This is a genomic window from Micromonospora sp. NPDC048871 (assembly GCF_043198155.1).
Lineage (GTDB): Bacteria > Actinomycetota > Actinomycetes > Mycobacteriales > Micromonosporaceae > Micromonospora.
Genome location: NZ_JBICUM010000002.1, coordinates 328,864 through 348,111 on the forward strand (window position 1 = coordinate 328,864; position 19,248 = coordinate 348,111).

At 71.7% G+C, this 19,248-nt stretch carries 21 protein-coding genes; 16 read left to right on the plus strand and 5 right to left on the minus strand.

Annotated features, from left to right (window positions below; all coding sequences use genetic code 11):
• Positions 1 to 70 precede the first annotated feature (70 nt).
• The 4 genes from ACGFIK_RS06115 to ACGFIK_RS06130 all read left to right on the plus strand — a co-directional run bounded on the left by ACGFIK_RS06115 (position 71) and on the right by ACGFIK_RS06130 (position 4,448).
• A complete protein-coding gene (locus ACGFIK_RS06115; protein WP_327025246.1) occupies positions 71 to 289 on the plus strand; it encodes a hypothetical protein in 219 nt (72 codons plus the stop codon).
• 176 nt (positions 290 to 465) lie between these two features.
• Positions 466 to 1,860, plus strand: a complete 1,395-nt coding sequence (locus ACGFIK_RS06120; protein ID WP_327025245.1) for a DEAD/DEAH box helicase — start codon at positions 466 to 468, stop codon at positions 1,858 to 1,860.
• A 167-nt stretch (positions 1,861 to 2,027) separates the two neighbouring features.
• A complete protein-coding gene (locus tag ACGFIK_RS06125) occupies positions 2,028 to 3,020 on the plus strand; it encodes a PaaX family transcriptional regulator C-terminal domain-containing protein (RefSeq protein WP_327025244.1) in 993 nt (330 codons plus the stop codon).
• A gap of 195 nt (positions 3,021 to 3,215) precedes the next feature.
• Positions 3,216 to 4,448 (plus strand): cellulose binding domain-containing protein, encoded by a 1,233-nt coding sequence (locus ACGFIK_RS06130; RefSeq protein ID WP_327025243.1) that lies wholly within the window; start codon positions 3,216 to 3,218, stop codon positions 4,446 to 4,448.
• A gap of 176 nt (positions 4,449 to 4,624) precedes the next feature.
• On the opposite strand, the gene ACGFIK_RS06135 is transcribed toward ACGFIK_RS06130, so the two are convergent.
• Positions 4,625 to 6,043, minus strand: a complete 1,419-nt coding sequence (locus tag ACGFIK_RS06135; protein WP_327025242.1) for an MBL fold metallo-hydrolase — start codon at positions 6,041 to 6,043, stop codon at positions 4,625 to 4,627.
• A 265-nt stretch (positions 6,044 to 6,308) separates the two neighbouring features.
• On the opposite strand from ACGFIK_RS06135, the gene ACGFIK_RS06140 reads away from it, so the two are divergent.
• From ACGFIK_RS06140 to ACGFIK_RS06165, 6 genes are all read left to right on the plus strand, one after another.
• Positions 6,309 to 6,953, plus strand: a complete 645-nt coding sequence (locus ACGFIK_RS06140; protein WP_327025241.1) for a thioredoxin domain-containing protein — start codon at positions 6,309 to 6,311, stop codon at positions 6,951 to 6,953.
• Positions 6,950 to 7,903, plus strand: coding sequence for a cytochrome c biogenesis CcdA family protein (locus ACGFIK_RS06145; protein ID WP_327025240.1), 954 nt, complete (start codon positions 6,950 to 6,952; stop codon positions 7,901 to 7,903). The genes ACGFIK_RS06140 and ACGFIK_RS06145 overlap by 4 nt, the downstream gene beginning before the upstream one ends.
• Positions 7,900 to 8,295: a BlaI/MecI/CopY family transcriptional regulator gene (locus ACGFIK_RS06150; protein ID WP_327025239.1), complete on the plus strand. Its 396-nt coding sequence runs from the start codon at positions 7,900 to 7,902 to the stop codon at positions 8,293 to 8,295. The genes ACGFIK_RS06145 and ACGFIK_RS06150 overlap by 4 nt, the downstream gene beginning before the upstream one ends.
• Positions 8,292 to 8,786 (plus strand): hypothetical protein, encoded by a 495-nt coding sequence (locus ACGFIK_RS06155; protein WP_327025238.1) that lies wholly within the window; start codon positions 8,292 to 8,294, stop codon positions 8,784 to 8,786. Before ACGFIK_RS06150 ends, ACGFIK_RS06155 begins: the two co-directional genes overlap by 4 nt.
• Before the next feature lie 11 nt (positions 8,787 to 8,797).
• Positions 8,798 to 9,256, plus strand: coding sequence for a hypothetical protein (locus ACGFIK_RS06160; RefSeq protein WP_327025237.1), 459 nt, complete (start codon positions 8,798 to 8,800; stop codon positions 9,254 to 9,256).
• Between the two features lie 91 nt (positions 9,257 to 9,347).
• On the plus strand, positions 9,348 to 9,932 hold the full coding sequence (locus ACGFIK_RS06165; protein WP_327025236.1) for a TetR/AcrR family transcriptional regulator: 585 nt from the start codon (positions 9,348 to 9,350) through the stop codon (positions 9,930 to 9,932).
• Here the strand turns inward: ACGFIK_RS06165 and ACGFIK_RS06170 are convergent.
• From ACGFIK_RS06170 to ACGFIK_RS06180, 3 genes are read right to left on the minus strand one after another with little or no spacing between them, the layout of a single operon-like run.
• Positions 9,916 to 10,455: a hypothetical protein gene (locus tag ACGFIK_RS06170; protein WP_327025235.1), complete on the minus strand. Its 540-nt coding sequence runs from the start codon at positions 10,453 to 10,455 to the stop codon at positions 9,916 to 9,918. The genes ACGFIK_RS06165 and ACGFIK_RS06170 overlap by 17 nt on opposite strands.
• A 59-nt stretch (positions 10,456 to 10,514) precedes the next feature.
• Positions 10,515 to 10,778: a DUF4386 domain-containing protein gene (locus tag ACGFIK_RS06175; protein ID WP_327025234.1), complete on the minus strand. Its 264-nt coding sequence runs from the start codon at positions 10,776 to 10,778 to the stop codon at positions 10,515 to 10,517.
• A gap of 12 nt (positions 10,779 to 10,790) precedes the next feature.
• Positions 10,791 to 10,922: a hypothetical protein gene (locus ACGFIK_RS06180; protein WP_327025233.1), complete on the minus strand. Its 132-nt coding sequence runs from the start codon at positions 10,920 to 10,922 to the stop codon at positions 10,791 to 10,793.
• A 292-nt stretch (positions 10,923 to 11,214) separates the two neighbouring features.
• Here ACGFIK_RS06180 and ACGFIK_RS06185 point away from each other — a divergent pair, with 292 nt between their 5' ends.
• The gene (locus tag ACGFIK_RS06185) at positions 11,215 to 12,147 is read left to right on the plus strand and encodes a hypothetical protein (protein WP_327025232.1); all 933 of its coding nucleotides are present in this window, start codon (positions 11,215 to 11,217) and stop codon (positions 12,145 to 12,147) included.
• Positions 12,148 to 12,275: 128 nt separating this feature from the next.
• Here ACGFIK_RS06185 and ACGFIK_RS06190 read toward each other — a convergent pair whose 3' ends face one another.
• Entirely contained in the window at positions 12,276 to 12,482 is a 207-nt protein-coding gene (locus tag ACGFIK_RS06190) for a hypothetical protein (protein ID WP_327025231.1), read from the minus strand.
• A 168-nt stretch (positions 12,483 to 12,650) separates the two neighbouring features.
• On the opposite strand from ACGFIK_RS06190, the gene ACGFIK_RS06195 reads away from it, so the two are divergent.
• The 5 genes from ACGFIK_RS06195 (at position 12,651) to ACGFIK_RS06215 (ending at position 19,223) form a co-directional block, all read left to right on the plus strand.
• Positions 12,651 to 13,919, plus strand: a complete 1,269-nt coding sequence (locus ACGFIK_RS06195) for a sensor histidine kinase (RefSeq protein ID WP_327025230.1) — start codon at positions 12,651 to 12,653, stop codon at positions 13,917 to 13,919.
• On the plus strand, positions 13,907 to 14,566 hold the full coding sequence (locus tag ACGFIK_RS06200) for a response regulator transcription factor (protein WP_327025229.1): 660 nt from the start codon (positions 13,907 to 13,909) through the stop codon (positions 14,564 to 14,566). The genes ACGFIK_RS06195 and ACGFIK_RS06200 overlap by 13 nt, the downstream gene beginning before the upstream one ends.
• Positions 14,567 to 14,676: 110 nt before the next feature.
• Complete coding sequence (locus ACGFIK_RS06205; RefSeq protein WP_327025228.1) at positions 14,677 to 15,450, plus strand: ABC transporter ATP-binding protein; 774 nt, start codon at positions 14,677 to 14,679, stop codon at positions 15,448 to 15,450.
• Positions 15,451 to 15,453: 3 nt separating this feature from the next.
• Positions 15,454 to 17,979, plus strand: a complete 2,526-nt coding sequence (locus tag ACGFIK_RS06210) for an FtsX-like permease family protein (RefSeq protein WP_327025227.1) — start codon at positions 15,454 to 15,456, stop codon at positions 17,977 to 17,979.
• A 65-nt stretch (positions 17,980 to 18,044) separates the two neighbouring features.
• Positions 18,045 to 19,223 (plus strand): serine hydrolase domain-containing protein, encoded by a 1,179-nt coding sequence (locus tag ACGFIK_RS06215; protein WP_327025226.1) that lies wholly within the window; start codon positions 18,045 to 18,047, stop codon positions 19,221 to 19,223.
• The last annotated feature ends 25 nt before the right edge of the window (positions 19,224 to 19,248 follow it).

Genomic DNA, 19,248 nt, shown 5'->3' on the forward strand with positions numbered 1-19,248 from the left:
CACCGCACACCCACCCCTCACCAAGATCGTCAACATTCCATCCTCGGAAGTTCTGCTATACGGTCGAGGGGTGAAAACCGAGCGTCACTGGTGGAACGGCAACCGCACCGTGCGCGGACGTCGCGATGTGTACATCCGCACTGACGGTCAGTCATGGGAGGTGGAGGCCCGAGCCGGCGGCGAAGCCGGCCGGTCGAAGATCCACCAGTGTCCCGGGCGACAGTCGGCGGAGATCCTGGCCCGCGCCTGGATGGACGAGCAGAGCCGCTGGCAGGTGGTCTCCCCCTGAGCGGCACCGGGTTACTCCTGGCCGCTTCCCGGCGGCCAGGAGGCCCCTGCGGCGGCTTCGAGTAGACTGGCAGCACGGCCGGCCCACCATGGCGGCCGGGTTCGATGTCCCACGCCACGCGCCGCGGCCGCACGGTCAGCGCCGGGCGGGACGTCCCTTCGACGTTCGGAGCCTTCATGGCGGCACGCCGCCCACACCAGAACACCTCATCTGACTCGCCCACCTTCGCCGACCTCGGCGTGCCCGACGCGCTGACCCGCGTACTGGCCGCGAGCGGCGTGGACCGGCCGTTCCCCATCCAGGCCGCGACCCTGCCGGACGCCCTGGCCGGGCGGGACGTGCTGGGCCGGGGGCGCACCGGGTCGGGAAAGACCTACGCCTTCGTCCTGGCGGTGTTGAGCCGCCTGGCCGCCAGCCCGAAGCCACGGCGGGCCGGGCGCCCCCGGGCCCTGATCCTGGTGCCCACCCGTGAGCTGGCCACCCAGATCGACAGCGTGATGGCGCCCCTGGCCCAGGCCCTGTCACTGCGCACGATGACCATCTTCGGCGGAGTCGCCGCGCGGCCCCAGATCGCCGGGCTCCGGGCCGGGGTGGACGTCCTGGTGGCCTGCCCGGGCCGCCTGGCCGACCATGTCGGGACCGGCAACGCCCACCTCGACGCCGTCGAGATCACCGTGTTGGACGAGGCCGACCACATGGCCGACCTCGGCTTCCTGCCGACGGTGCGGCGGCTGCTGGAGCAGACCCCCCGCAGCGGGCAGCGCCTGCTGTTCTCCGCGACCCTGGACGCCGGGGTCGATGTCCTGGTGCGGCGGTTCCTGGTCGATCCGGCCACGCACAGTGTCGACTCCACCCTGTCGCCGGTCACCGCGATGGCGCACCACGTGCTGCACGTCAACGCCGAGGACCGGTTCGAGGTGCTCGTCGAGTTGACCGCCGCCCCGGGCCGTACGGTGGTGTTCACCCGGACCAAGCGAGGCGCCAAGACCCTCACCCGCCGGCTGGTGGCCGCCGGGGTGACCGCGGTCGAACTGCACGGCAACCTGGCCCAGGGTGCGCGTACCCGCAATCTCCAGGCCTTCTCCGACGGCCAGGCGCACACCCTGGTCGCCACCGACATCGCCGCCCGGGGCATCCATGTCGACGACGTGGCCCTGGTCGTGCACGCCGATCCGCCGGTGGAGCACAAGGCGTACCTGCACCGCTCGGGCCGTACCGCCCGGGCCGGCGCCGCCGGGACGGTCGTCACCCTGATGACCGACGGGCAGGTGCCCGAGGTGCGGGAGTTGACCCGCAAGGCCGGCATCAAGGCGACCACCACCCGATTGCGCCCGGGTGACGCCCTGCTGCGGGAACTCGCTCCGGGGGAACGGATCCTCGCCCCCCGGCCGGTGACCCCGGCGGCCGAGCTTCGGCACGAGGTGCCCTCCGCCAACGGCGGCCGGGGCCGACGCGGCGGCGGCAAGCCGGCCACGGCCGCGGCGACCTCGACGCGGTCCGCACCGGCGCGCGGCGGCGCGGCTGCCTTCTCCGCCCGGGCCCGGCCCAGCGCCCGCCGCAGCGGGCGCTGACCCCACCGGTCGAGCCTCCCGGTCCACCCCGGCCGCCGGTTACCGGGTGAAGCGGTCGGCGGCGTCGCCTTCCAGATGTCCTGGTGGGAGGCGACGGCCGCAGATCACGCCGGGTCGGGCGACCGCCTGAGGGAACGGTGGGCGACCCGGTGCGGCACCCTGATGAGGTGCACGCCGAAGAATCCGCCGATCACCTCCGATTACCCCGGGCCCAGGTCGGGTCCAGCCCGCAACACCTGCTGACCACCCTGCTCGGCGAGTATCTCGACTCGTCTGAGGCCGAGCTGCCCTCGACCGCGGTCATCGCGATGCTGCGGGAGTTCGGAGTCAGCGAGTCCAGCGCCCGGGCCGCGCTGTCGCGACTGGTCAAGCGCGGTCTGATCGCCGGGCGGCGGGACGCCCGGCCGCCGGTCTACCACCTGACGGCGCAGGCGATCGCCAAGCATCGCGTACGGATGCAGCATTTCCTGAACTTCGGGGCCGGTCCCCCGCAGTGGACCGGCGCCTGGGTGATGGTGTCCTTCTCGATTCCGCGTTCCGGTCAGGCCTTGCGGCACACCGTACGCAGGGCGTTGAGCGCGCTGCGTTTCGTGGGCCTGTACGACAGCGTGTGGATCCGGCCGGGCTCCGACGCCGCACCGGTGCGCAGGGCGTTGGCGGAGTTGCTGGAGCACGCCAAGGATGCCCGATGGTCGGTCATGCACGTCCGGTTCGACGAGGAGGCCGGGCCGCACGGACCGGCCGGGGCGTACGACCTGGCCGCTCTGGCTGCCGGGTACTCCCGGTTCATCCAGCAGTACGCCGAGCTGCGCAGGGCCGCCCGCAGCGGAGAGGTGGACCCGGCCAGTGCCCTGGTGGCCCGCACCTCCGCGATGAACTCCTGGCGCAGGTTCGCGGACTCCGATCCGGATCTGCCGCAGCATCTGCTTCCGCAGCCGTGGCCGCGTCAGCGGGCCAGAGAGACCTTCCTGGACATCCACACCACGCTCGGCGCGCTGGCGCAGGCCCGCCTCATCGAGGTGGTGGCCCCGCACTGGCCGGACGCCGCTTCGTGGATCACCTACTTCCAGGCATCGAGGGACCCCGCACGGCCGGAACCGGTGCGCGGCGAGCCGGCCGGCCAGCCCCCGCAGGCCGACCAGAAGCAGACCTCGCATTGACACTTTTCATTGCTCTGGTAATAGTTACTGCACACACCGCTCCCCTTGAGTCGCCTGTGGGGACCGCAGCCGGGCGGTCAGGGCAGCCACACCGATTCGACTCGTTGGCCGGTGCCGACCCCGGTCAGGGCACGGATGGACAGCGGCCACCGCCACCGCAGGGAGTGCCACCAGTGACATCCCCCTGGAGGGTGCATGAAAAGGAGAACGAAGGTCTACGCGGGACTCGCCGCCCTCGTCGTCCCGGTCACCTCTGTGATCATGGCGATCAGCGTGGCCCCGGCCAGCGCCGCGGTCGGGGGCTCCGGCCCCTACCCGGCCGACTACGAGACCTCCCCCAGCCTGGCCAACCACACCATCTACCGGCCGCAGAACCTACCGTCCGAGCGGCTGCCCATCCTCGCCTGGGGCAACGGGGCCTGTTCGGGCAACGGCCTCTCGCAACACAACTTCCTGCGTGAGATCGCCTCGCACGGCTTCCTCGCCGTGGCCAACGGGGCACCGAACGGTGGCGGATCCACCAACGCCCAGATGCTGACCCAGACCATCGACTGGGCGGTGGCGGAGAACTCCCGGGCCGGCAGCAAGTACTACAACCGGCTGGACACCACCAAGATCGCCGTGGCGGGCTTCTCCTGCGGAGGTGTGGAGGCGTACGCCGTCTCCAACGACCCCCGGATCACCACGACCGGCATCTTCAACAGCGGCCTGCTGAACGACGCCGACGACTACCAGCTCAGGCGGTTGACCAAGCCGATCGCCTACTTCATCGGCGGGCCCAGCGACATCGCCTACCCCAACGCCATGGACGACTGGGGCAAGCTGCCGGCCGGGCTGCCCGCCTTCATGGGCAACCTGAACGTCGGGCACGGTGCCACCTACGACCAGCCCAACGGCGGTGAGTTCGGTCGGGTGGCGACGCTCTACTTCAAGTGGCGGCTGAAGGGCGACACCGCCGCCGGGGCCAACTTCGTCGGCCCCAACTGCGGGTTGTGCGGCACCCAGTGGCAAGTCCAGCAGAAGAACCTGACCCTCGACACCACCCCGCCGCCGACCACCCCACCACCGACCACCCCACCACCGACCACCCCGCCGCCGACCACCCCACCACCCGCCAGCCCGCCGCCCGGCGGAAGCGGCTGCACGGCGGTCTTCACGGTGCAGGACCAGTGGAACGGCGGCTTCGTCGCCAACGTCAACGTCACCGCGGGAAGCACCGCCCTCAACGGCTGGACAGTCACCCTGAACCTGCCGAGCGGCGTGTCGGTCAGCAACGTCTGGAACGGTGTGTCCACCGGCAGCAGCGGCATCATCACCGTGAGGAACGAGCACTACAACGGACAGGTGGGCGCCGGTCAGACCACCAGTTTCGGTTTCCAGGGCACCGGAAACGGTAGCGGAACCGCCGCCGTCTGTAGCGGTAGCTGAGGGCACCGGTAACCAACCAGGGCCTCGAACGGGCCGATGCCACGGCACCGGCCCGTTCGAGCGTGTTCCGCGCCACGAGGCCGGACTCAGAGTTGGGACGCCGCTGGTTGATTGATCACGCGGCAGGCAGGCGGGCAGCCGGAACGAGACATCCGGTCCCGGCGTGCCTCTTTCGGTCACCGACCGCCGGTCGGCGTCGTCGGCGCGACCATGGCAAGGCCCGCCGCCTCGGCCCGGTCGAACCTGTCGTCGATGACGACGACCTCGCGGCCCGCGTTGACCAGCAGCGACGCTGCGGCGGTGGCGCGGTAGCCGGAGCCACAGTGCACCCAGACGGTGCCGGCGGGCACGTCGGCGAGCCGCTCGGGCAGGTCCGGTAACGGGACGTGCACGGCCCCGTCAACGTGGCCGCCGCGCCACTCGTTGGTCATCCGCACGTCGAGGACCACGTCCGGGGCGGCCAGGCCGGCCGGCAGTCTCCCCTTGCGAGCGGCGGCGAGAGCCGGAAAGTCGGCCATCCGCAGTTCGCGGAGCTGCCCGGGCTCGGCCGCCCACTGCTCGGCCTCGCCGGTGGCCTGCGCGGCCGGCCGGTCGATGCCGATGCGGACCAGCTCCCGCTGGGCGTCGGCCACCTGTTCCGGGGTCTCGGCCAGCAGAGTGACCGGGGCACCCCAGTCGATCAGCCAACCCAGCCAGGTCGACATCGGGCCGTCGAGCCCCAGGCTGACCGTTCCGGTCAGATGGGAGGCCGCGTACGCCTTGCGGTGTCGCAGGTCCACGACCCACTCGCCGGCGGCGATGCGCTTCCGCAGGGCGGTGGGTTCCGCCCGGGTCACCGGGCTGAGGTCCACCGGGGCCGGGCCGGCGAAGTTCGCCACCCCCATGTGGGCGTAGTACGCCGGGTAGTCGTCCAGCCCGGCCAGGGTCTGTTCGACGAACTCGTCCGCCGCCAGGCGCAGCACCGGGTTCACCTGCTTCTCCCGGCCGATGGTCGAGTCCGGGGCGTCGGCCTGGCCGGCCGAGCAGAAGCTGCCGAAGCCGTGGGTCGGCCACACCTGCACCCCGTCCGGCAGCAGGTCGGCCAGTCGCTTCGCCGAGGCGTACTGCTGGTGGGCCAGGTCGTGGGCGTACTGCTTGCCGAGCAGGTCGGTGCGGCCGGTCGTGCCGAACAGCAGCGATCCGCCGGTGAACACCCCCACCGGCCGCCAGTCACCACCGGTCGCCTCCTCCAGGACGTACGACAGGTGGTGGAAGGTGTGGCCCGGGGTGGCGACCACCCGCAGCCGCAGCTGGTCCGAGACCGGCACCACCTCGCCGTCGACGACCGGGGAATGCCCGAAGTCGACCTCGTCGGCCGCGGCGACCAGGTACTGCGCCCCGGTCATCCGGGCCAGTTCCAGACCGCCGGAGACATAGTCGTTGTGGATGTGGGTCTCCAGCACATGGGTGATCCGCACCCCCTTCTCGCCGGCCAGATACAGCACCCGGTCGATGTCACGCTGGGGGTCGACCACGACCGCCTGTCGCCCGTCCGAGGCCAGGTAGCTGCGGTCGCCGAGTGAGGATGTCGCGATGACGAACACCTCTACCGCCATTACCGCTCTCCCTTCCCATCCCGCGTACGCCCAAGGGGATGTGCTGCGCGGACAGCCTTCTCCGCACCGGCTTGACTACCCGCCCCCGCCGCCGGCACGCGCGTGGGGATGTCGCTACTAGCAGCCTTAGTACTATGCTGCTTAGTACTAAGGCTGCTAGTAGCCTTCGATCAGGCTGGAGGAGACGCCGATGAAGCCGACCCGTGCAGGCTCCGGGAAGACCCGGCCGCCGATTCGCCGGGCAGCCGGATGGCTTGGTCCAGTCGTGGTCATCGCGATCGTCGCGGTCCTGGCGATCATCGCCAGGCCGTCCGACCAGCCCGCCGGCCCGGCCGCCGCCGGTGGACAGGAGGAGAGCCCCTTCGCCAGCCTGGCCCGGCGTACCCCCGGCGATCCGCTGGCCCTCGGCGCACCGGACGCCCCCGTCGTGGTCATCGAGTACGCCGACTTCCAGTGCCCCTTCTGCGGCAAGCACGCCCGGGAGACCACACCCCGGCTGATCCGGGACTACGTCGACCAGGGGCTGGTCCGCATCGAGTGGCGTGACCTGCCCTACCTCGGCGAGGAGTCCCGGGCCGCTGCCACCGCCGCGCGAGCCGCCGCCGCCCAGGGCAGATTCTGGGAGTTCCACGACGCGCTGTACGCCAGCCAGCGCCGGGTCAACAGTGGAGCGCTCAACGACGCCGCCCTGCGGGACATCGCCACCCGGATCGGGCTGGACCTGACCCGCTTCGACGCCGACCGGGCCTCCCCGGGCATCCGGGAGGCCATCGACCGGGACCAGCGGGAGGCCACCTCGATGGGTCTGACCGGCACTCCGGCCTTCAGCATCGGGGACACCCTCATCATCGGCGCCCAGCCGTACGAGGCCTTCAAGCAGGCCATCGACGAGCAGCTGGACACCCCGTGAGCGAGATCGGCTACCTGGCCGCCCTGCTGGGCGGGGTGCTCGCCCTGCTCAGCCCGTGCAGCGCCATGCTGCTGCCGGCCTTCTTCGCGTACGCCTTCCAGAACCCGCGTCGGTTGCTGGCCCGCACCGGGGTCTTCTACCTGGGCCTGGCCGCCGTCCTGGTGCCCCTCGGGGTGGGGTCCACCGTGGTGGCCAACGCCTTCTTCCAACACCGCGACACCCTGATCCTGGTCGCCGGCTGGTCGATCATCGCCCTCGGGGTCGTGCAGCTGGCCGGCATGGGGTTCGCCTTCGGGCCGGCGCAACGGCTGCTGGGCCGGATCACCGGGAACTCCCCCCTGTCGGTCTTCGCGCTGGGCGCGGTGTACGGGCTGGCCGGCTTCTGTTCCGGTCCGATCCTGGGCGGAATCCTCACGGTGGCCGCCACCTCGGCGCGACCGGCGATCGGTGGTGCCCTGCTGGCCGTCTACGCGCTGGGCATGACGCTGCCCCTGCTGCTGCTGGCCCTGGTCTGGGGCCGGTGGCGCATCGCCGAACGGCGCTGGTTGCGCGGCCGGTCCTTCACGGTGGGCCGGCTGCGTCTGCACACCACCTCGGCCATCTCCGGCCTGATCTTCATCGCGTTGGGCGCCTTCTTCCTGGCCTTCGACGGCACGGCCGGACTGGCCGGGGGCCTCGGCCTGACCGACCTCGAGAGCACCGCGCAACGGTGGGTCACCAACACCCTCGGTCAGGTACCGGACGAGTTTGTCCTCCTGGCCGTGGCGCTGGCCGCAGCGGCCGTCCTGGTACGTCGCCGCCGTCGCGCCGCCGCCGACCGGCAGAGCACCACCGCCGAACAGGCAACCAGCCCGCAGAGCACCAGCACCGCCCCGGCGGCCGGCGAGCGGGCCTGCCCCACTCCGGCCGGGTCGAAGCTGCTCGCCGCCGACGGTACGGTCGACCGGTGAGCCGAGATCGACGGAAGGACCCGGGCAACGACCGTCCACTGGGTCCACTGGAAGCCGCGGTGATGGACGCGCTGTGGGCGGCGGCCGAGCCGCTGACCGTACGGCAGATGGTCGACGCGATGGCGGACCGCAACCTCGCCTACACCACGGTGATGACGGTGCTGGACAACCTGCACCGCAAGGGCTGGGCGGACCGCGACCTGGCCGGCCGGGCCTACCGCTACCGCCCGAGGGCCAGCCGGGAGGAGCATGTCGGGCAGCTCATGGCCGAGGCGCTCTCCTCGGCCGCCGACCAGCACGCCGCGCTGGCCCGGTTCGTGGACGCCATGCGACCCGAGGAGGCGGCGGCGCTGCGCGAGTTGCTGGATCAGCGTGGGGGGTCGGGTTCGTGACCAGCCTGGTCCTGCTGGCCTGGGCGACCCTGGTGGCGGCCCTGGCCCCTGCTGCCCTGACCGTACGGTGGACGACCTCCCTGCCCCGGTTCACGATCGGGCTGTGGCTGGGTGCGGAACTGTCCGTGACCGTAGCCGTCCTCTCCGCCGGGCTGTTCGTCGCCGTACCGCCGGCCACCCTGGCCGCCGGCCTGGACGGCATCGTCACGGCGTGCGTACGGGCCGTGGCGGGCCTGGGTGCCCTGAACGAGACCCTGGCGGTGACCGCCCTGCTGGCCACCGCGGTCCTCCTGGCCCGCCTGGTGGTCAGTTTCCTCCGCACCTTCGGGTCCGCCTCCCGCTGGCGCCGACGGCACCGGGCCGCGCTGCTGCCCCTGAGCCGGCAGGAGGCCGAGGGTTGGACGATGGTCGACCACTCGGCGGCGGCGGTCTACTGTCTGCCCGGCCGTCCGGGCACGGTCGTCGTCACCAGCGCCGCGGTGGAGGCCTGACCCCGGAGGAGTTGGCGGCCGTACTGCGGCACGAGCGGGCCCACCTGCGCGGCCGGCACCACCTCCTGGTCGCCCTGGCCGCCGCCTTCCATCGCACGCTGCCGGGACTGCCGATGGCCGAGACCGCCGAGCGGGAGATCCGGCGGCTGGTGGAGCATCTGGCGGACGACCGGGCGAGTGAGCAGCACGGACGGCAGGCGGTGGCCACCGCCATCGTGCGGCTGGCCGACCACACCCCCCGGCACGCCCTCGGCGCCGCTACCGGTGCGGTGGAACGGGTACGCCGGATGCTGGCCCCGCCGACCCGGCCCCGCATCCGCCACCGCCTGGTCGCCGCCACCGTGATCGCCCTGCTCCTGGCCGGGCCCACGGCCGTGACGGTGGCCTCCGCCGGGGTGGCCTTGGAGGGCGCCACCTGTCCGATCGGCCCGCCCCCGCCCGGCGGAGGTACCGCCACCCACCCGAGGTGAGCGGGCCGCGCCGCGCGGTCGATCGGCGCGGCGCGGACCTCCGCGCCCTACACTCAAGGCGTACATCCCTGTTCAAGATGGGTGAGGCGCGATGGCTACCGAGGGGACGGCCCGGCGCGCGGACGCCCGGCGCAATGTCGAGTCGATCCTTGAGGCCGCGACCACCCTGCTCGCCACCGACCCGGCGGTGAGTGTCAACGAGATCGCTAGGGCGGCGGGGGTGGGCCGGGTGACCCTCTATGGTCACTTCCCGTCCCGGGGGGCACTGGTCGAGGCGGTCAGCCGCCGGGTGATCGCCAGTACCGACCAGGCCCTGGGTGCGGTCGATCTCGACGGTGATCCACGGGAGGCGATGGCCCGCCTGCTGGAGGCGACCTGGCAGCTGACCTACCGGTTCGGGGCGATCGTGGTCGCGGCGAGCGATGCCCTGACCCCGGAGGAGATGCGGCGGGTGCACGAGGAGCCGGCTCGCCGGATGCGTGCGCTGGTCGCCCGCGGTCGGGACGAGGGGGTGTTCCGGGCCGACATGCCGCTGTCGTGGCAGCTCACCACCATCCAGGGGGTGTTGCACGGGGCATCGGCCGCGGTGCATCGGGGGGACGTGACCGCCGAGGAGGCCACCGGACTGGTCCGCGACACCCTGCTGGCGGCGCTGGCCGTCACAACGTCAGGGTGACGACGAGCACCCCCACCCCGACCAGCACGTCCAGTACGCAGCAGAACTCCGCCAGGGAACGCGCGACGACGCGCCCGGTGCGGTGGTGCCACACATCCCATGCCGCGTGGGCGAACAGGGCGACACTGACGATCACCCCGGCGATGACCGGGTCGGCCCGGACCGCTAACAGCGCGGCCGCCCCGAGCACGACCATCGCCGCCGACTGGAGCGGCAGCGACCACACTGGACGTACGCCCGCCCGCAGGAGGCCGATGACGGCTAGGGCGGCAGCCGCGACGCAGACCCAGAGCACGGCATCGAAGCCGGTACGAAGGCTCAGCCCGATGAGCACGAAGGTGACACCGAAGGCGGGCCATGCCGCGCCGGGGCGCCCGATGGCCGCTGCGGCGAGGTAGACGAACCCGGAGGCCGCCACCACGGAGGCGATCTGGCCGCCATGCTCGACGCCGAGCACGGTACCGGCCGCGACCAGCACCCCCAGGGCAGCGGGCCAATGTCGCAGGAGCTTGTCGCCGGTCATGCCCCGCACCTCCATCTCGAACATTCATGTTCGAGATAAACCGTACGCTGTTGTACGAGTTATGTCACGGGCTCGGTTTCCCGGGCAGGGGTGCCGGCGGCGCGGTTTCCCGCCGTGATCGCGGACGGCCGGAAGCCCCGGACGATCAGGTAGACACCCAGCGAGAACTCCCAGACGGCGATGGGCAGGGCCCCGATCGCCGTCACCGGGGACAACCGGTCCCAGAGACCGAACAGCACGCACAGGTCCGAGACGATGAGCAGGGGTGCCCCGACGAGCCCGAGCACCGGAAGAACCCTGGGCACCAGGCGTGCCTGGTACAACAGCGACCACCGTCAGCAGACTCGCCACGCCAGCAGGTAATCCGCGTCGCGTACCGGCCGGTAGAGCGCGACGGTCGGAATCGAGACGAAGGTGAGCACATAGCACCCACCCGCGACCAGTGAGGTCTTTCTCAGTACGTCCATCGGCGCTCCTCTTCGGTGCGGCCACTCAATAGACGGTGGTCGTACCGCACCCCTCGGGCGGATCGCCGCCACGGCGAATCGGCCACTTGGGCGATCCTGGGCCATATGGAAGGACGACAGTTCTCTCGAAAGCCGCACAGTGCTACCGAACGGCGACCGTTGTCGCTGTTCAGGGCCGAAGTCCGCACGATACGAGACGTCTTCGGAGAGCGAACCTTCGATGCTGTCTGCGCAAGCACGGCAACGAGCGCAACGCGTCATCGGAAAAGAGAACGAAGGAAGGACTATCGACATGGCCCACCTTGACAGCCGCCACAAGGCGCTCATAGACCCACCGAGGTCCCGGCCACCGGTACGGGCGGCACTCATCGCCACCCTCGGAGGCATCCTGCTGGCGGTGGTGTGGTCGTTCGAACTCGTCGACTCGGTCATCGGCGACACCGTGGCCAACGCGGCGCTGGGCCATGACGCGAAGACCACCCCCATCGCGGGGACGGCCGCCGGCCTGCTGTTCGCCTTCGTGTCCGGGCTGGCCGGCACCTTCACCGCCTGCAACATCGCCATGATGGCCTCGGTCGGCCCGCTGACCCAGGCCAGTACGGAACGCACCGGGAGGGCCCGGCACACCATCGCCGCCCTCCTGCGCCCGGTGGGCTGGATGACGGTCGGCATGGTGACGGTGTCCGCGCTGTACGGCGCGGTCGGGGTGATGCTCGGTGACCGGCTGCCGCAGCTGTCGACCGAGACGATCGGCGAGATGCCGGTCCGGATCATCCAGTCGTCCGTCGTGTTCGGCCTCATCGGGCTGGCCCTGGCCTACCTGGGCCTGGCCGCCCTGGGCTTCCTGCCGGACGTGTTCGCCCGTCGTCCGGTGGCCCGGGTGGTCACCATCGGTGCCCTCATCGGCGGCTTCCTCATCGGCCGGCCGTACCCGCTGTTCAACAAGCTGTTCCACTGGGCCGTGGACACCGGCAACCCGCTGAACGGCGCCATGGCCTTCGTCCTTCAGTCCCTGGGCAACATCCTGATCGTGGCCCTGCTGTTCGCCCTCATCGTGCTCGTCACCCGGGGACGTTTCCTGGCGTGGGCCTCCGACCCCTCGCGCAGCGTCGTGGTGACCGGAGGGCTGATGCTCATGCTGGGGGTCTTCACCGTCGTCTACTGGGATCTGCGGGTCCCGGCGATGTTCGGGTTCGGCTGGTTCCCGATGATGCCGTACCGCTGATCCGCATCCGTCCACTCCATCGTCGCGGTGGGGCCTTGCCGGTGGCATCTTCCATGCTGCTCGACTCCCCGGCCCCTCGGTGACCGGCGGCGAGGTCCTCGGTGCGGCCGAGGACCTCGCCGTCTAGGTCAGTCCCGACGATTGCGGTAATGGTGCACTACCAGCAGCACCGCGCAGGTCAGGGTGACCAGTCCGAACCCGGCGCCGACGAAGACGTTCGCGTCGGCGATCGACATGCTGGCGTTGATGACCGCGCTGACGATCAGCACCAGCCAGAGCACCGGGCGGAACAGGCTGCGGGTGGCGGTCTCGACGGGGGCGATGCGGTCGGCCATGGTTGCTCCCTGGGTTGTGTGGTCGGCGACGAGGACAACGCTAGGGCTGCGGAGGGCCGCCGACGATCCAGTCAGCCGCCCGACCCGGGTACAGCAGGCTGTACCTTTCCCCCCGCCGTGGGCCGGCTCCGACCTCGGTCACCTATGGTCTGTGCCGGGGAGGTGCACATGGCGGAGGCAGACACCGGCGGGAGCCGCGAACGCGGGGTGCGGCGGTATCTGCGCGACCGGGTACGGATCTCCGTCGACGCCCTGGAACACCTGGTCGGCGGCCTCGGTACGGCGATCCTGGCGTTCGCGGCGCTGCTGCTGCTCTCCGTGGTGGCACTGGCCTGCCTGGTCGGGATCGGTCTGCCGGTGATCCCGTCGGCGTTGAAGGCGGTACGGTCGGCCGCCCGGCGGGAACGGGCCCGGCTGTCCCGATGGGGGTTCCGACTGCCCGAGCCGCCACCGGTGCCCGCCGGCCTGCGGCAGGCCCTGCGCGATCCGTGGGTGCGGCGGGAGTGCGGGTTCGTGGCCCTCCACGGCACGGTCGGTCTCGCCCTGGGCGTGTTCGGGTTGTCCCTGCCGCTGTCCGCCGTGCAGAACCTGCTGTTCCCGTTCTACTTCTGGTTGCTGCCTCCGGAGGAGGGTGGCCCGGGTCTGGTCAACTGGCGCATCGACGGGCTGCCCGACGCCCTGGTGGTCGCCCTGATCGGGGTCGGCTGGCTCGCCGTGACGGTGGCGCTCGGGCCGCGCCTGGCCCGCCTCCAGGCGCTGCCGGGGCGACGGCTGCTGGCCCCGCCCCCCGACGTCGACGCCTCCCTGCGGATCGCCGAGCTGACCGCCACCCGGGCGGCGGCCCTGGACGCCCACGCGGTGGAGTTGCGCCGCATCGAACGCTCCCTGCACGACGGGGCGCAGAACCGGCTGGTCGCGGTCACCGTGCTGCTCGGTGCCGCCCGGCGGGCACTGGCCCGCGATCCGGCGCAGGCGGCGCAGGTGCTGGACCGGGCCCAGGACGCGGCCGAGTTGGCCCTGGCGGAACTGCGTACGGTGGTGCGGGGGATCCTGCCCCCGGTGCTGGACGACCGAGGGCTGGCCGGTGCCCTGCACGGGCTGGCCGCCGGCTGCGGGGTGCCCTGCACGGTGGAGGTCGAGGTACCGGGCCGGTGCGCCGCGTCCGTCGAGACCACGGCCTACTTCGTGGTGGCGGAGGCGCTGACCAACGTCGCCCGGCACAGCGGCGCCAGCACGGCCGCCGTCACCGTCCGACGCGAGGCCGACCGGCTGCACCTGTCGATCACGGACGACGGTCGGGGTGGCGCGGACGAGCGCCAGGGCTCCGGCATCGGTGGCATCCGGCGCCGGGTCGAGGCCCATGACGGCCGGTTCACCCTGACCAGCCCACCCGGTGGGCCGACGACGATACTCGTGGAGTTGCCGTGCGGATCGTGATCGCCGAGGACGACGCCCTGCTGCGCGAGGGGCTGGCCCTGCTGCTGCGGGCCGAGGGCCTGGACGTGGTGGCCACCACGGACTCCCCGACCACCTTCCTGTCCGCGGTGGACACCCATCGGCCGGAGGTGGCGATCGTCGACGTGCGGATGCCCCCCACCCACACCGACGAGGGGATCGTGGCCGCCGTCGAGGCCCGGCGTCGGCACCCCGGCCTGGCGGTGCTGGTCCTGTCGGCGTACGTCGAGCAGGCCTTCGCCACCGACCTGCTGGCCGCCGGCGCGGTACGGCTGGGTTACCTGCTCAAGGAACGGGTGGGTCGGGTCGAGGAGTTCCTCGGCGCGCTGCACCGGGTAGCCGAGGGCGGTACGGCGATCGACCCCGAGGTGGTCAGCCAACTCTTCGCCCGCAGCCGCCCGGACAGCACCCTCAGCCTGCTGAGCGCCCGGGAACGGGAGGTGCTCGCGCTGATGGCCGAAGGGCTGGGCAACACCGCGATCGCGGAACGGCTGTTCGTCACCGAAGGGGCCGTGCACAAGCACATCCGCAACATCTTCGCCAAGCTCGGCCTGGCCCCGGACGACTCGGCCGACCGTCGGGTGACCGCCGTCCTGCGGTACCTCAAGGACACCCAGGGCCGCGTTTAGTACAGCCTGCTGTACCCCGGTTGGCCCGTACGCTAGATCGTCCGGGACGCCGTAGCGCCATAGCTTTTCCGTGTACTCGATCTGCCGAGCTCACGGAGAGGCCGATATTCATGTCCGCCATTGCTGGACGACCCGCCGAGCCGGCGGTACGCGTCGGAGGACTCACCCGCACCTACGGCACCGGGCCCCAGGCGGTCACCGCCCTGGCCGGCATCGACGCGGAGTTCCACCGCGGCACCTTCACCGCGGTGATGGGTCCCTCGGGCTCCGGCAAGAGCACCCTGTTGCAGACCGCGGCCGGTCTGGACCGGCCCACCTCCGGTGAGGTGTGGATCGGTGACCAGGAGCTGTCCCGGCTGTCCGAGACGAAGCTGACCAAGCTGCGTCGCAGCCGGATCGGTTTCGTCTTCCAGGCCTTCAACCTGATCGGGGCGTTGACCGTGGAGGAGAACATCCACCTGCCCCTGCGGCTGTCCGGTGCCAGTCCGGACCCCGCCTGGCTCGGGCAGGTCCTGGACCGGGTCGGGCTCGTCGACCGGTTGCACCACCGTCCGGCCGAGCTGTCCGGTGGGCAGCAGCAGCGGGTGGCGATCGCCCGGGCCCTGGCCATGCGCCCCGAGGTGATCTTCTGCGACGAGCCCACCGGCGCCCTGGACACCCAGACCGCCGCGGAGGTGCTGGCCCTGCTGCGGTCCGTGGTGGACCAGAGCCGGCAGACGGTGATCATGGTGACCCACGACCCGGTGGCCGCCTCGTACGCCGACCGGGTGATGGTCCTCGCGGACGGCCGGATCGTGCACGACATGCCGCAGCCGGGTCCGGAGCGGATCGCCGAGCAGTTGGCGCTGCTCGGACGCCGTCAGCTCGTCGCGCAGGGGAGCTGAGCCATGCTGAGCCTGGCTGTCCGGATGCTGCGGCACCGGATCGGAAGCGCGGTAGCCACCCTGGTCGCCCTGGCCTGCGGGGTCATGATCCTGATGTCGGTGGGGCTGCTGGTCGAGTCCGGCCTGCGCTACACCCCCGCCCCCCAGCGGTACGCCGCCGCCGACATCGTCGTAGCGAACCACGACATCACGATCACCGGCCGGGAGTTCGACGGAACGACCACCACGACCAGGGTGCCCCTGCCCGAGGGTGGGACGGTGCCGGTCACCCTGGCCGAGCAACTCCGGCAGGTACCCGGAATCACGATGGTCGCGGTCGACCACACGATGCGGGCGGTCGTACCGACCGTGGCGCCACAGCGGACGGCCGCCCACGGGTGGAGCAGTGCCGCCCTGACCCCCTACCGGATCGTCGACGGCCGCCCGCCGACCGCAGCGGACGAGGTGGCCGTCGACCTGCGGCTGGCCAGAACCGCCGAGACCGAGGTGCGCCCCGGCGACCGGATTCCGGTGATCGTGCAGGGCGGGATGCGCAGGTACACCGTCAGTGCGGTGGTGGAACGCGCCGTGGAGGGCGACTGGCCCGCCGCGGTGTTCTTCACCGACCGGCACGCCGCCGCGCTGAGCCCGTACCCGGGTCGGGCCGGGGCGATCGGGATCGTGGTGGCCTCCGGCGCGGACACCTCCGCCGTACTGGCCGAGGTGCGGCGGCTGTCCACCGAGGCCGGAGCGCGGGTGTTCACCGGTGCCGAGCGCGGGCGACTGGCCCAGTCCGAGGCCCTGGCGGCCAGCGAGCTGCTGGTGGAGGTGGGTGCGGTCTTCGGCGGGTACGTCGCCGGGCTGGTGATGTTCGTCGTGGCCGGCACGGTCGGGCTGGCGGTCCGCCACCGCCGCCGGGACCTGGCCCTGTTGCGGGCCATCGCGGCGACCCCCGGCCAGATCCGGGTGATGATCGTCGCCGAGGTGCTGCAACTGAGCCTCGTGGCGGTCGGGTTGGGCATCCCGGCCGGGCTGTTCGCCACCGGCTGGGTGCACCGGCAGTTGATCGCCCGGGGCTTCATTCCCGAGGGCTTCCCGCTCACCGGCGGCCTGCTCTCCGCCCTGGCGGTGACCGTGACGATCATGCTGGTGGCGGTGACGGCGGCCCTGATCGCCGCTGGGCGCACCGTACGCATCCGCCCCACCGAGGCCCTCGGTGAGGTCGCCGTGGAGCCGGCCCGCAACAGCCGGACCCGGCTGATCGTCGGGCTGGTGACCCTGGCCGCCGGGATCTCCCTCACCATGGTCACCACGGCCGCCCGGGGCCCGGCCGCCCTCGGCGCGGCGCTCGGCATGCTGTACGTCCTCGTGCTGGCCGCCGCCCTGCTGGCGCCCTGGATCAACCGGTACGCCGCACGGGCCCTGGGCCCGGTGCTGCGGACCGTCTGGCGGGACAGCGGATACCTGGCCGCAGCCAACCTGCGGGCCAACGCCCAGGGCATGGTGACCGTGCTGACCGCCCTGGTGCTGTCGGTGGGCTTCGGGGGCTCGATCTGGTTCCTCCAGGACAACCTGGAACGGCAGACCCTGGCCCAGAGCCGCACCGGAATGCTCGCCCAACACTCGCTGGTCTCGCCGGTGGGGCTGGCCCGGACCGCCGTCACCGACGCCCGCGCGATGCCCGGAGTCCTGGCCGCGACCCCGATCCGACGGACCTCGGTGCTCACTCGGGTGCTGGATGAGACTCAGGAGGTCAGCGCGCAGGGCATCGACCCCGCCGGTGTCGAACACACCCTGGACCTCAAGGTCACCGAGGGCCGGCTGGCCGACCTGCACGGCGCCACCGTGGCCCTGTCCACCCTGCAGGCCGCCTCCCAGGGGGCGAAGGTCGGCGACCAGGTGGCGATGTGGCTGGGCGACGGCACCCCGGTGCGCTTGCGGGTGGTGGCCCTCTACGAACGAGGGCTCGGCTTCGCCGACGTCACCGTGAATCGGGAGATCATCACCGGACACACCGCCACCGACCTGGACGACCAGGTGCTGATCCGCACCGAGGGGGGTTCGGTCCCCCTGGCCGACCTGGTCGATCGTCATCCGGGCAGCGGACTGATCGACACCGGCACCATCAACGGTCAGTTGGCGCAGGACCTGGCGATCAGCGCCTGGCTGAACAAGATGCTCATCGGGGTCATGGTCGGCTACGCCGCGCTGGCCGCCGCCAACACGATGGTGATGGCCGCCCTGGCCCGGGGTCGTGAGCTGGCCCTGCTGCGGCTGGTGGGGATGACCAGACGCCAGGTCAAGCGGATGGTGCACGCCGAACAGGTAGGCCTGCTCGGTACCGCACTGCTCATCGGCGGGGTCATCGCCGTGGTCACCCTGACCTCGGTGGTCCGGACCCTGACCGGGCAACCGGTGCCCTACGTCCCACTGGCCGGCGGGCTGGCCATCATCGGCGGCGCCACCCTGCTGGCGCTGACCACCACCGTCCTGCCCATCGGCGCGCTGCTGCGCACCCCGCCGGTCAACGGCATCGGGATCAAGGAATGACCCCGGAATCCGTCTCGTGGATCGCGGCACCCGGCCGCCGATCCGACAACTCACCAGGAGGTCCCGTGTCAACGTCAACGACAGAGAAGTCCATCGCCCGACGGGGCATCGCCCTGCTGGCCGCCTGCACGATGATCGGGCTGGCCGTGGTCGGCGTACGGTCGGCCGATCCGGCCGTGGCCAAGCCGCCGAAGGACACCATCCAGGTAAGCCTGAACGAGTTGGTGGGCGCCGGTGTCGCGCCGGGAGCATTCGCCTCGGTACGGGACCGCACCGGCCGGGTGACCCACTACACCGCCGGGGTGGCCGACCTGCGCACCCGGGGGAAGGTTCCCGCCGACGGGTACTTCCGGATGGCCAGCAACACCAAGATGTACGCCGCCGTCGCCGTCCTGCAACTCGTCGACGACGGCAAGGTCCGCCTCGACGAGCCGATCGAGACGTACCTGCCGGGTCTCGTCCGCGGCACGGGCTTCGACGGGCGGACGATCACCGTCCGGCAGGTGCTGGAGCACACCAGCGGCCTGCCGGGTTACGACCTGCCGCACGTCTTCCAGTGGCGCGACCGGTACTTCGAAGCGCGCGACCTGCTCGACTCGGCCTTCGCGAAGGAGGCGACCAGCCCGGTCCCCGGCGCGACGATGCACTACAGCAACACCAACTACATCCTGGCCGGCCTGCTCGTGCAGAAGGTCACCGGACGGCCGATCAGCGAGGTGATCACCACCCGGATTCTCGACCGGGCCGGACTGCGGAACACCTACTGGCCGGGGGTCGGCGACCAGAGCATCCGCAAGCCGTACGCCAACGGCTATCTCCCCCACCCGGAGACCGGGAAGTGGACCGAGATCACCCGACTGGACCCCTCCATCGGCGGGGCCGCCGGGCAGATGATCTCCACCCCGAGTGACCTCAACCGGTTCCTGGTGGCGTTGCAGAACGGCAAACTGATCAAGCCAGCGACCCTGGCCCAGATGCGCGCCGGCAACCCGTTCTACCCGGGCGGGGAGGACCTGCCCGAGCTGGTGTGGCACTACGGGCTGGGCACCATCGGGTTCGAGCTCAGTTGTGGCGGTCGGGCCTGGGGGCACGGCGGCGACATCGACGGATACTCCAGCCGTACCGCGATCACCGCGGACGGTCGGGCGGTGACCCTGGTGGTGACCGCGGACTCCAGCCCGGTGCAGGACGGGGTGTTCCGGGTGCTCGACGCCTTCGACGCCGCGTTGTGCGCCGGCCGGTAGCCGTACCCTGATCGGCCGCCCCTGC